Annotated in this window: 8 protein-coding genes and 2 tRNA genes; 2 read left to right on the forward strand and 8 right to left on the reverse strand. The window is 42.0% G+C overall.

Annotated features, from left to right (window positions below):
- The first annotated feature begins 223 nt into the window (after positions 1-223).
- Positions 224-1,171 (forward strand): AEC family transporter, encoded by a 948-nt coding sequence (locus DWW81_RS12555; RefSeq protein ID WP_243004749.1) that lies wholly within the window; start codon positions 224-226, stop codon positions 1,169-1,171.
- A gap of 435 nt (positions 1,172-1,606) precedes the next feature.
- On the opposite strand, the gene DWW81_RS12560 is transcribed toward DWW81_RS12555, so the two are convergent.
- Together DWW81_RS12560 and DWW81_RS12565 are read right to left on the reverse strand one after the other, a co-directional pair.
- Complete coding sequence (locus DWW81_RS12560) at positions 1,607-2,293, reverse strand: DUF2461 domain-containing protein (protein ID WP_117928256.1); 687 nt, start codon at positions 2,291-2,293, stop codon at positions 1,607-1,609.
- A 110-nt stretch (positions 2,294-2,403) separates the two neighbouring features.
- A complete protein-coding gene (locus DWW81_RS12565; RefSeq protein ID WP_117898116.1) occupies positions 2,404-4,155 on the reverse strand; it encodes a 1-deoxy-D-xylulose-5-phosphate synthase in 1,752 nt (583 codons plus the stop codon).
- 234 nt (positions 4,156-4,389) lie between these two features.
- Here DWW81_RS12565 and DWW81_RS12570 point away from each other — a divergent pair, with 234 nt between their 5' ends.
- Positions 4,390-4,575, forward strand: a complete 186-nt coding sequence (locus tag DWW81_RS12570; RefSeq protein ID WP_117898115.1) for a hypothetical protein — start codon at positions 4,390-4,392, stop codon at positions 4,573-4,575.
- Here DWW81_RS12570 and DWW81_RS12575 read toward each other — a convergent pair.
- The 6 genes from DWW81_RS12575 to DWW81_RS12600 form a co-directional block, all read right to left on the reverse strand.
- The gene (locus DWW81_RS12575; protein ID WP_117898114.1) at positions 4,572-5,258 is read right to left on the reverse strand and encodes a hypothetical protein; all 687 of its coding nucleotides are present in this window, start codon (positions 5,256-5,258) and stop codon (positions 4,572-4,574) included. The two genes, DWW81_RS12570 and DWW81_RS12575, sit on opposite strands and share 4 nt — an antisense overlap.
- An 87-nt stretch (positions 5,259-5,345) precedes the next feature.
- Positions 5,346-7,874: a DUF3962 domain-containing protein gene (locus DWW81_RS12580; RefSeq protein ID WP_181982750.1), complete on the reverse strand. Its 2,529-nt coding sequence runs from the start codon at positions 7,872-7,874 to the stop codon at positions 5,346-5,348.
- Entirely contained in the window at positions 7,822-10,893 is a 3,072-nt protein-coding gene (locus DWW81_RS12585; RefSeq protein WP_117898112.1) for a hypothetical protein, read from the reverse strand. The genes DWW81_RS12580 and DWW81_RS12585 overlap by 53 nt, the downstream gene beginning before the upstream one ends.
- Positions 10,859-11,992, reverse strand: a complete 1,134-nt coding sequence (locus DWW81_RS12590) for a hypothetical protein (protein ID WP_147339003.1) — start codon at positions 11,990-11,992, stop codon at positions 10,859-10,861. The genes DWW81_RS12585 and DWW81_RS12590 overlap by 35 nt, the downstream gene beginning before the upstream one ends.
- A 292-nt stretch (positions 11,993-12,284) precedes the next feature.
- Positions 12,285-12,360: transfer RNA gene (locus tag DWW81_RS12595), tRNA-Trp, on the reverse strand.
- A 13-nt stretch (positions 12,361-12,373) separates the two neighbouring features.
- A tRNA-Ile gene (locus DWW81_RS12600) sits at positions 12,374-12,450 on the reverse strand.
- Between the last annotated feature and the right edge of the window lie 57 nt (positions 12,451-12,507).

Here is a 12,507-nt window from a genome sequence, read left to right on the forward strand (position 1 = left end):
CGCCTATCGAATTTCTTAATAATAGTGTCCAATATGATTGACAAACCTACATAAGGCAGAGTGTAAAGATCGGTGCGTTATTTGCTTTTTTACCTTATTTACGCACATAAAAAACACAAAAATCACCTATCAATGTATACTGTGAGTTCATGCTTTTTTCACAAAAGTCTGGTATAATATTTGGGTATTCTGACGAAAGAACACCTAAAGAAGAAAAATATATGTGAAAGAGGAAGTAAAAATGGAAGCAGGTCTGATAATCGGAAACCAAATAATAATAATGTTCATTATCCTTATTGTAGGCGCATTTTGCTATTTAAAAGGGATAATCACAAAGGACGGTACAAAACAGTTGTCCTCATTCGCACTGAATATAATCAATCCTGTGCTTATATTCATGTCCTATCAGTCAAAATATGACAAGAGCCTTGTGCATGGTCTGCTGTGGTCTTTTCTGCTGTCAGCGATATCCTATGCAGTGACCATTTTGCTCACCTATGTTCTTATAAGAAAAAAGACTCCCGACCTTGCGGTGGAGCGTGTTTCGTCAATATATTCAAACTGTGCATTCATGTGCATACCCCTTATAAACGGCATTTACGGCTCAGAAGGCGTTTTGTATCTTACAGCGTATCTTACGTTCTTCAACGTCCTTATCTGGACGCACGGACTTATGACAATGAAAGGCGAGCGTGACTTTTCTTCTCTTGTGAAAGCCCTTATCTCACCGTCAGTTATAGCCGTTGTGGTCGGTCTTATTTGCTATCTTACAAATATCAGACTGCCGAAAGTTCCTGCAACAGCTTTGCAGTACATAGCAGATATGAACACACCTATCGCCATGGTGATAGCAGGTGCAACAGCCGCACAGACCAACGTTTTGAAAGCCCTTCAAAACCGCCGTATCTACTACGTTTCACTGTGCAAACTCATAATACTCCCTGTTGCAGGCTTCCTTGCAGCGTGGATACTTAATCCTCCTCCGATAGTTCTTATGACAGTTACCATAGCCGCCGCCTGCCCTGCAGCGACCATGTGCACAATGTTCGCTGTAAACATTGACAAGGACCCTAAAACAGCCTCAGAGATATTTACAGTCACCACTATTCTCAGTGCTGTAACTCTGCCGCTTATAACTATCTTTGCCGACAGAATTACATATCATATTTAAAGTCAGCCTAAGCAAACATATCCATATAAACAAAAAGACCTGTCAGCATTTCGCTGCACAGGCTGTGAAAAGATAAATAAGCTACGCTCTGCAATGCTTTCCGAAAACCTCGGAGAGCATTTTTTTATCACTCTTTTTGCTGCACCGCAGGTAATTCTATAAAAAGCCTGCCGCACACACTGATCCCCTTCATGACAACACCGTTTAAAGAGATTTCAAACGTCTTGTCTTTATAATTTTTTATCCACCCATAGTATACACCTTACTTCATCGGTGCCTCGGATAATAAAAGTATAACATATAATCAATTCACTGTCAATATTTCTTTGAACAAATAGCATATAAATTGTATATTTCAATAAAACAACCAGAAAATTTATAGCGTTTTACACAAAATTGTCAGAAAGCATTCTCAAACAAGACACAATTTCTCCGCTATTTTACTTTTTTCTGCAAAATATTATCCTCCGCCCTCATAAAAAATCTGTATACATCTCCAAGAGAAGAAAGGTCACTGCATACAGTGTCCAACAAGTTCACGTTGAAAAGCAGCTTAGGGTCTTCACTGTCAAAACTTACACCGATATCCTTTTTATTGAGCCACAAAGCGTCCTCACGGCTGGCATTTGGAAAATGGTCACGCTTATACTCGTCACCGAACAAAACGAACTTGCTGTTGTCTTTCAGCGCCTTGTAAGCCTTTTTATATTCCTGCGCCCCTACAAGTATCATCGCCCTCATTTCGTCCATGCTTTCTCTGTCGGTTTTGTAATATCCACAACCATAGCCGAAACCATGGGTAGAGATATAGAAATAAAACTCAGGCATGGGGTGATATTCGCTTTTGTCACGCTGGCATTTCAAAGAACACCACACGCTCTCTCTGAATATCGGTCCGCCCTTGTTGTAACGTGCGTCTTTGTAAAGCCTTGAAATCTTTTTCGGGTTGCATACTATCCTGCTGTCAATATCGTTCATTATAGGCGTGAGCGCAGTAATAAGCTCCGCAAAAGGCTCTTCTATGAGCCTGTGATAATCCGCCTTATGCTCCTTGAACCATTCCTTACTATCTCTCGTATGATTTTCAAACAAAAAGCCGATAGCTTCTTCACTAAATAGCATTTTTTCTCTCTCCTTGATGTTTCTAAACTTATTATAGTATATCACGATTTGCATTTTTAATCAAGAAAAAAGAGCCTGCCAAAGCAAGCTCCTTAATGACAAAATATTTATCAAAGAGTTTTTATAACGTCCTCAGCTATCTGCTCAGGGGTAAGATGATTTTCTTTCAGCACCTCGGCAGGGTCATAGCGGTCATAGAACTTCTTTTCAAGACCAAAGCAAAGGGTCTTTACATCGCTGTCACCGTAAAATCTTGCTATCTTCTCGCCAAAGCCACCCTCAAGAACACCGTCCTCAAGAGTGATAATGGTCTTGTGGTCAGCCTTGAGGCTTTCAAGCATTTCCTTGTCAATGCCTGTGATGTAGTATGGGTTTATTACAGTAGCCTTGACACCTGTTTTTTCTTCGATAAGCTTTGCGGCTTCAACACCCATGCCGTAGAACGAGCCAAGTGCGATAACAGCCACCTGACTTCCCTTCTGTGTCATCTCATACTTGTTGAGCTTTGAAAGATCCTTTGTGAAAGGCTTGCCGTCTGAAACAAGGCTTGCAGGAACTCTTATTGCAACAGGGTGTTCGTTCTGTTCAAGGGACCAATCCAGCATTGCAAGATATTCTTCCTTTGTAACAGGTGCAAGATAAACAAGCTCAGGGATATTTGATATCATCGGTATATCGTAAATTCCAAGGTGAGTAACGTCACTCATGCCGTAAACCGAAGCCGCAAAAACAGCTATTGTAACAGGACTTTTATTTATGCAAACGTCCTGAGAAAGCTGGTCGTAGGTACGCTGTAAGAACGAGCTGTAAACACCGTAGAAAGGCTTTCCACCGTTCTTTGCTATACCTGAGGCAAGTGCCACTGCGTGTTCCTCCGCAATTCCCACGTCCATAAACTGCTTGCCTGCTTTCTTTCTGACATCAGGAGTGAAGCCGAAAACCGTCGGAGTAGCGGAGGTTATAGCACACACGGACTTGTCAGCCTGCATTTTCTCAAGAAGATAATTGCAGGTAACAGTTCCGTAATCCTCGCCCTCAGAATTGTAAAGGGACTTGCCTGTTTCAGGGTCGAACGGCATATGCCAGTGCCATGTTTCCTTATCTTTTTCCGCAGGAGCATAGCCCTTGCCCTTTTGTGTTACAATATGAACGGCAACAGGCTTTTTGCTGTCCTTTACGCCCTCAAAAGCCTCAATAAGCGAAGGGATATCGTTGCCGTCCTTAACGAAAACATAGTCAAGACCCATTGCCTTGAAAAGGTTACATTCAGCCTTGCCCTCGGTATCACGGAGAAGCTTGAGATTTCTGTACATACCGCCGTGGTTTTCAGCGATAGACATATCGTTATCGTTCACAACGATTATGAAGTTTGTATCCATTTCCCCTGCAAAGTCGATACCCTCCAGAGCTTCGCCACCGCTGAGAGAGCCGTCGCCGATAACAGCGATAACATTGCCCTCCTCGCCCTTGAGATCTCTAGCCTTTGCAAGACCGCTTGCAAGGCTCACAGAAGTGGAAGTATGGCCAACCGTAAAAAAGTCATGCTCGCTCTCCTCCGGGTTTGTGTAGCCTGAGATATCATCGAACTTGTCAGCGTCAAGGTAGGACTCCTTTCTGCCTGTGAGCATTTTATGTGGATAGCTTTGATGTGAAACGTCAAAAACTATCTTGTCCTTAGGGGACTCAAAAACATAGTGCATTGCGATAGTGGCTTCCACCATGCCGAAGTTAGGGCCAAAATGTCCACCATGCTTGCTGAGCCTGAAAAGCAGAGCCTTTCTCATTTCCTCAGCCAGCGCTGTCATTTCATCAACAGTGAGCTTTTTAACGTCAGCAGGTGAGTTTATTTTTTCAAGATACATTTTCATTTCCTCCTGTTTTACTTATAATTTTTCTTAGCTTTAGCTTACTTATATTGTACCACCTGGAGTTAGCTCTAAGTCAACAGGTTGTAGAGATATTTTACATTTTATTAACAATCGACCTAACAAAAAAGCACGGTCATGTGCCGTGCTTAGTATATTTCTCTTGAAAAAAATTAATGCCGTGCTATAATTATAGTATCACCAATATCACACCGGAAAGGTCTTGAAAGCATGAAATACAAAGTTATAGACATAAGTGAAGAGGATTACGGCTGCGAGGGTATACCGGAGGACAGCGAACTCATGTGCAGTGTTTTGATCGAAAGCTCTAACGGCACACAAAAATGGTTGAAAATAGCTGACCGATATCTCAGAGAAAACGACATTGATATAGGCAGTGTCATCACTGCAGACTAGCCTGCCTCCCCTGGAATATCACGCATTATCCACGCAAGCTGTTCTTCTGTAGGCTCTTCTATCTCATAGCCGTTGACATGGTCGCCCTTGAAACAGTTTTGATACAGCTCCACCCATGCAAATGTTGACAGTTTGCAATCAGAATAGATTTCTTTTTCACCTTTGTACGGCAGATCTTCAGGATAGCAGGTCTTGATAATAGGATTTCCATAAGGGGTACAATCCGAGAACTTATCCGAATAAGAACCCACACAGCACACTCCCCTCAGTGAATATCTTGCCGCAAGATACTTTTCGCCCTCCTCATCAGGGTTCTTTTTAAACGCTATCTGCGCCAGCTCTACAATAGCTTCTGCGGCGTATATAGGACAAGGAATTAAATATCCGTTGTGAAGCTCAAAGGTCTTGTCCTTGTAATGAAAAGTCTTTCGCTTTTCGATAGTGCCATATTCTGCATACTGAAAAATGTTCAGCTCAGGGGCATCGGAGTAATAGTCGGTGACAATTTCCCCTGCCTTACTGCGGAAATAGCGTTGTTTCTGCGCTTCAAGCTGGTTCGATTCCACATTTTCATCAGAAAAAAAATTGTGTTCAAATTCGTCGATATCCTCAGTAAAAAACGAAGCTGTGCCGCTTGTGCATGAGGGACAGTTGGCGTCAAACAAGGTTATTTTGTATATCATATGGATTTCCTTTCTTAGAAGCAGTGCCAAGCATTTCGGTACTGCTTTTATTATATCCTATTATGTTCCCGTTTGAGGTAAATAAGACTATTTTTCTTTGTCGCAAAGGAGAAAATATTCGCTCATGAGTTTGGCGAGGTGCAACGGCGCAGGCAGGCGGACAGCTTGCCTAGAAGGATTTTCAGGCATAAGCTCTCTCAATAGATTTGCATATCCCACCCACTGCTTAGGGTCGTCCTCCCCCCTAAGCTGTAAAGGATAATACTCCATAAGAGCGCATTCGTCAAAGTTCAGCTTTGGATTGTCAGCCCTGCATTTTTTATAGCTGTCCTTAAACTCAAAATTGTTTGGACAAAGGTCAATTCCCCAAAAAACATCTTTATGACGATAAATGCCTGAAGCACGAGTAAAATCGCCCTTTGCATTTATTTCAGTATAATAATCAGGCACTTCCAAAGTGCTTACGCCCTCTCTAAGACGGATAATTCTAAGATGAGAGTCTGTAAAAGCTTCCGTCCTTTCAGAGATAGAATTTCCTATCTTAATTTTCTCAGGAACAAAAGGCTTTTTCATGTTATAGCCTGAAATGCTCGTGTCAGATATTCCATGCCACAAATTTCTTGTCAAACCATTGCAAGAAACAAGCACAAGTCCGTCGCTTTCCTTATAAAGAGCTCTCAAGCCCAAAAGCTTAGTGACAAATCCACCCCTTGCGACTTTATTGCACTTGTCTACAAAATCGTCCTTTCTTGAAAGCTTTGAAAAAGCAATAAGCGCTTCGGGATAAGAAAGCTCTCTTTCATCAAACAGACCGCACTCGGCTTTTACCTGTCCGCTTCGTGCGTTGAAAGTCACATACGCAGGCAGGCACTTAGCCGTCAACACTGGCGATTTGCTTTCAGCCGCCCACAAAGGTCTTAAAGTCTGATAAGCATACACACCTATCACATCAGCGGCGCAGGCAGGATTTTTCACTGTGTTCCTGTTGTCAGCAAATTCCGTGTATCCAAACTGTCTGAAAATATCCAGAACCGCTCCATGTATCCTGCTTTTTGAAGGCTTATCCTTAGCTTTCTCATCTAAAACATCAGGGACAATAAACTGCGTAAGGCGGTTTGTGTCCGCAAAACCTGCCCTCAGTGCGGCTTTCGGGTCGCCCTTTTCCTCAGAAGTGTTTTTCAGGATAACCACCGCGCCCTTTATCTCAGCCGACTTCTCAACGCTTTCCTGCACCCTTTTTATGCGCAAAAGGTGGTCTTCATAGCTTTTGCCGTTCATCATATCCCCAAGAGAGCCTATACTGCGCTTTTCTATCTCTATTTTCACATCTGAGCCGTCCGTGTCGCCAAAATACTGGCAGATATCCTCCATAATAGCGTTTTTCAAAGGCTCATCGCTGTCATGACCGTATATCTCGAGAGTGATCTTATCCCTGCCCGTGCAGACTTTCAGCCTTTCTCTGCGCATTTTCTGGATATCAGCCGCCTCAAATTTCTTTTTATCAGGTTTATTATAATGCACCGCACCCACAGACTGCACCTCGCCCATAGGCTCTGCGATATCTTTCAGAAGCGGCGTCAATTGATGATAAAACTCACATTTTTCCTTTACTGACACGCCCGTGCCGATATTCATATTAGTGAAATCCATGCCGAATTTATAAGGCAAAAGTATCTGCGGCATAGCATTTTTGCCCACATAATCTTCAGGGTGTTTAAGCACCTCGTCCGCCGCAGGAAATTTTGAGTTATTATGATACAATCCATAGCAGTTTATGTCAGCATAGTTCCAATCACGAAAATATTCTGTCTTTTCTTTATCAATATTTTTTTGCTGCTGCTTCATTTTCATAACTCTGTATTTATTTTCAGACATTTTCACAAGAGCGTTTATGTTCTCTTCAAGATATATCTTCTTTTTCCAAGCATTTGAAACAAAGCGTTTCACGCTTGGAAAAACAAGAAGCATACACTCACGCTGAGGCGGAGTTGTCTGAACTGAAAATTCAAGCCCGTAGGAATAATATTGACCCTTATATTCTATAGGCTGGCTAACAAGCTTTTTTAAGCCACAATTGCTGAACGTAAGCTCCTGACCGAAAAGGGGTATGGTCTTTCCATTAAGATAGTTCGCCACATACAGCGCAAAGGTGTCAAAAGCATAGTCCACCGCCGCAGTGCCGTCCTCGTTGAAAAGGCATACTTCTTCCGAGGAGATACCATATCTCAGCACATCAGGGTCTATCTCGCTTTTAAACTTTTCTGCTATCGCCTTTGTTTCCGAGGTCGCCTTATCATTCAGCTCATATTCTGCCGTGACCCATATTTTCATTATCTTGCATATCTTATGAACATCAGGCTCGTTCAAAGACACGAACCACCTGCTGTCATCAGAATTTGCTTTCATGTTGCCCACGTTTACAACTTCGTCAAGCCACCCGTTCAGGCATGCTTTCAAGCCGAACAGCTTCATATAATACTCCGGATCGTATTTTTTGTAGGCAGAAACTTGCAACTGTATAAGCAGTTCTTTCCAAGGCTTTGGAAAAGCAAGATAATACAGCTTAAAATTCCTCTTCTTCGGAATAAATGTCATCGAATATATCGGCGAATTCATTTTTTTCAACTCCTTTTTTGAATGCTTCATAAAACGGCTGATAAAGCGTTTCAGCTATCTTTCCCGTTTCTTTGTTGTCAATCATGCTGTCAAGATAATCTATAAGCTCGTTTAGTAGGTCATAGCCCGCAGTATTTTTCTCAGAACGGCGAAAAGCTCCGTCTGCAAAATAAACTCTCGGTGCAGGCTTGCTCTCGTCCGTTATCCTGCAAAGCCGTCCGAATATCTGCAAAATAAGCACAAACAAGCTTGCCGTTACGTCAAGCTTCATCACAGGGTCAAGGGAGCTTAACTGCATTTTCCCCTGACGTTCCATGAGCGACCATTGTCTTGTGGCTTCACTGCGAAGCTTTGCCGCCCTGTCAAAAGCGTTTTTCTTCCCCGACAGAACACAGTGCCTTTCAAGATAGCCGTTTAGCTTTGTGCATTTTGAAGATATCTCGTCAGGAACTTCCATTGGGCGCACCAAAAAAAATACGCTTCCAAACGCCGAATGACCGTCCTTGTCAACAATGTTATAACCTCGCTCTATCGCCTGCGCAGGGGCTACCATTATATCAGCCGAATGATCTGAAAAGTCTGCTATCTCGCTCCTGAGTATCATGTTCTCGTCAAATTCATCTGCTTCCCTGCTCATACACGCTGCTTTCTTTCCATTCAATAAAAGTCTGTTGAGATAATTTGCCGCAGTTTGTGCTTCACTGTAACTGTTCACTATCATAAGCAGTTTTCCCTCAGAGCGAAGCTCTGCTTCTATTGTCCCCATTATCTTTTTTATGACCTCTGTAAGATTTTCTTCACGTTCTTCACTGCCACTGCCTGAAACTCTTATAGCCGTTCCAAGGTCTATCATTTTCGACTCCGCTATCTTCCTGCGCATCCACTCCTCTGCTTCAAGAAGATACTTCACAGGCACATTGACATGATATTGCAAACAGCCGTCCGCCCAGCTTGAACCTGAAAGCAGCAGCACATTAGGTCCTGCGGGCTGACCCTTATCCGTGAGCCGAAGCCAAGGCATACGGTCCATAAGCGCACGTCCGAATGCGTATTGACGGTAAAGAATAAGCCCCTTTTGCGGGTCGTTCTTCATGCCGAAAAGATTACCCATTGCAGATGAAGGGAGAATTTTCTGCTGTGCGGTAAAACGTGTAGACAAAAAGTCAGTAAGCTCCTGCTGTGTTTTCCGCTCATACGGTAAAAACAAATAGGAATCGCTTATCTCCCTGATGTAATTATCGAATGCCGCCACCACAAGATAAAGCTTGATATGGTCAGAAAAAGTTTTGTCAGGCTTACAGTTATTGTCCGTGAGCCAATCGCTTATATCGGAAGAAAAAATCTTTAAATCATCTTCCGACAAGGCAAATTTTAATATATGCTCAATGTCTTTGTCATGATCCAATCCAATAGTCACACGCCGCATATGCTCAAGTGATTTGTCAGATATGTGTTTATTTTTCTGGTTTTCTCTGCAAATTGCCTGATACAATATTTCTGCTGAAAACGTCCTGCTAAGTATCGTTCGCCATGTGCCACCATAAGCACTTATGGCTTCTCTCACCGCCATGCAGACTCCTAAAGAACTCATAAGTTTACGGATATATCCCGATTCATTTTTCTCCATGCCATCAAGAGCTTCCGTTTCCTTGTTCATTGCTTCACTGCACAAAGCCGCCGCATTCTGCCTAAACTTATCAAAGCTTGCTGACGGTGTGAAAAACTCGTCAAGTGTTTTTTGCACCTTGTCACATTCATCAAATACCACAAGGTCGGCTTGCTCCAGCACATATTCCAAAAACAGCTTGTTATCCCCAAGAAGCCTTATTGCCGCAAGCCCCTGCACAGTGGTCACGATAACATTTGACGTATAAACATCTCGGTACATTCTCACCGCAGGGCAAATATCCATATAAGGGCAATTATAGTGCTTTTTATTTTTCATAAGCGACCTGCACGGCTCGTTTCCAAACATTGGAACAGAACTTTTGTCGCTCTTATTTTTTGCCATGCCGTCGATAATACAAGGGGCAGTGAGATACTTAGAATACTCATTTTGCAAATATTTTTCATGAGCTTTCGCCACCTGATCGATGTATTTTTCACGTCCGCTCCTGCCTATCACAGGTGAGACACTAACTCCAAACTGAGATAAATAAGAACACATCTCCATCACACTTGAAACAGTGTCAAGCACAAGAACGACCTTTTTATCAGCCTTTGCAAGGTGATAAGACAGCACTTTCATAAGAGTGGATTTTCCTGAGCCGACCATGCCAACAAGGTTTGTTATCTTGTCGATCTCAAGCCTGTTTGCACTCTTAACATTGCCCTCCGTGACAGCTTTTAGGGTGTTGCTTTTGAGTATAGAATAGCAATAATCATCAGGTTTTTTCTCAGCCATTTCAGCCGCACTTGCAAGCAACTCATCTGTAGAAACACTTATCTTTTTTCTGGTTTTCTTAGGCGGAGGACTTATAGGCATTTGCGGCGTGCAGTCAGGTATCTCAACGTCAGCGCTATACACAGTGGAGCTTGTCTTGTCCTTAATGCTGTAGCTGTATTTTCCACCTTTTGCGTATCCAAAATGCTTTTCTTCCTTGTGTTTTCTGATATATTCAAAGTAAACGTCCGCACGGTCAGGCTCAACTGCCAGCTCAGTGTTTCGGGCAAATTTCAAGACCTTGCTGCCCTTTTCGATTTCCTCTGTAAAAATATACAAGCAAAACTCAGGCTGAGCATTGCGGTAATTTTCAAGAACCTTTGCCCAATTCATCTTTGAACTGCAAGAATGTAAAAGTCTGTGAGCTTTTTGAAGCAGAAAAGCAGTTTCATCGCAAACTACCTCGCCCAAAAGGCTGTAATTATGAAGCAGAAGATACGCCTTTGTGGGGTCGCCCTCGGGCTTGCATTTTTCCAAAAGAGCAAGGGTCATTTCTGCCTTGATGAAATCATCAAGATTCACAGAAGTTGGAATATAATTTCTAAGACTTCTTTTGATAGTTTCTAAGCTTGACATCTTCCACCTCTCCTTTCAGCTCTTTTGAAAAAATTCTCATGGAAACGCATTTAGCAATTGAATCAGGAAAACTGCTTGCTAACGCATCATTGCATATCTTGCAATAATCAGGATAATCCGTCAAACAATCGTCAGACACAACATAAAAGACTTTTTGTGCCTTAGTATGAGTAAAATCATAGTCATTTTCAATGCTCTTTTTCAGCATATAAGGGTTTCTGTGGGTCTTTGCGTCAATAGCCCAAACCTGCCCGTCAGGCAAAGTTATCTTTACATCATACTTATCTCTGTCAGGCCAAAGCTCCGCCCCACAACCACATTTTTCTGCAATTTTCTGTATTTTCAACTCCAACTGCCCAGGCAAACACATATATCTCATAACACCATGCCTAAGCCGCCAATTGCCGTCCTGAAATCTCAATGGCTTCAAATCATCTTTTTTCGGTATATTTTTCAAACAACTTTTGTTACAGCACTGTGCCTGCGAACCATAAAAAGTCATAGTCCAGCCGCATTTCGGACAAACATAACTCCCGTTTGGAACATTTTCGTAGGTTTCCGAGAATATCTTATTTATCATCTTAAAGTCTTGACAATGCTCCATTTTAAATTCACCAATTTTTTCATCAGCGCAAATTGGATTTTCCACAATAAACCGACGCACAGCCACATACAACTCGTTGGAAAGATTAGTCAAAAGAGTATAAATGTAACGCTGCTCCAAGTCATTTACGTAATCTTTCTCTGAATCAGAAATAAGATCAACGCAATCATCAGTAAGAGTATATCTGTGGTTTTCACTTAACTCTATCAGCGCATTTGTATGATAAAGATCAAACTTTTCCACTATTTTGACAAAATCACTATTCCACCCCTCAAACCACGTTTTCACGGACTTCACAGCATAATTCTCAATAAAAGCACATTCATGGAGATCTGAAAGCATATCATATTGCTCATTCAAAGCCGCCAAAGCTGCAAGCCTATTTATCCCAGCAAAAAGCTTGCTACTGTAACTATACTTATCGTTGCACTGCCGTTTCTCATACAGCCCACATGCTATCAATCGTACCATCAAGTCAAAATCCAACTCATTCAAATCTGCCACTCCTTTTACCATATAAATAAAAAAGCCACCTTTTGATAAACATCAAAAAGCGACCTAATATACCAATTAAAACAAAACAGATATGAATACCGTTATTGCTTAATGTCAAAATATGATGTTTTTCGTGTACACTTATATCTTAAATCAACATCATAATTTTGTCAATAGTTTTATTTATAATTTGCCAATAAATTGTATTTTTATACAAATTGATACTGCAAAATTTGTAGCAGATAAACAAAAAAAAGCCGCAGACAAAACGTCTACGACTTAGAAAACACTCTGGCAGGGGCAGAAGGATTCGAACCCTCGGCACGCGGTTTTGGAGACCGCTGCTCTACCAACTGAGCTATACCCCTAGATAAAAAAATGTGGTGGACCATCAGGGACTCGAACCCCGGACCCACCGGTTATGAGCCGGTTGCTCTAACCAACTGAGCTAATGGTCCACATAGAGCAAAAAAAATAGCAAGCTTTTTGAGAAGCTTGCATAACGACCTCACGCA

This window comes from Ruminococcus sp. AF17-1AC (assembly GCF_003461385.1).
Taxonomy (GTDB): Bacteria; Bacillota; Clostridia; order Oscillospirales; family Ruminococcaceae; genus Hominimerdicola; species Hominimerdicola aceti.

Coding starts and splice junctions, on each gene's coding strand:
- DWW81_RS12585 (WP_117898112.1), bottom strand. CDS start 10,893: ATGTCAAGCTTAGAAACTATCAAAAGAAGTCTTAGAAATTATATTCCA.
- DWW81_RS12565 (WP_117898116.1), bottom strand. CDS start 4,155: ATGTATCTTGAAAAAATAAACTCACCTGCTGACGTTAAAAAGCTCACT.
- DWW81_RS12570 (WP_117898115.1), top strand. CDS start 4,390: ATGAAATACAAAGTTATAGACATAAGTGAAGAGGATTACGGCTGCGAG.
- DWW81_RS12580 (WP_181982750.1), bottom strand. CDS start 7,874: ATGAATTCGCCGATATATTCGATGACATTTATTCCGAAGAAGAGGAAT.
- DWW81_RS12575 (WP_117898114.1), bottom strand. CDS start 5,258: ATGATATACAAAATAACCTTGTTTGACGCCAACTGTCCCTCATGCACA.
- DWW81_RS12560 (WP_117928256.1), bottom strand. CDS start 2,293: ATGCTATTTAGTGAAGAAGCTATCGGCTTTTTGTTTGAAAATCATACG.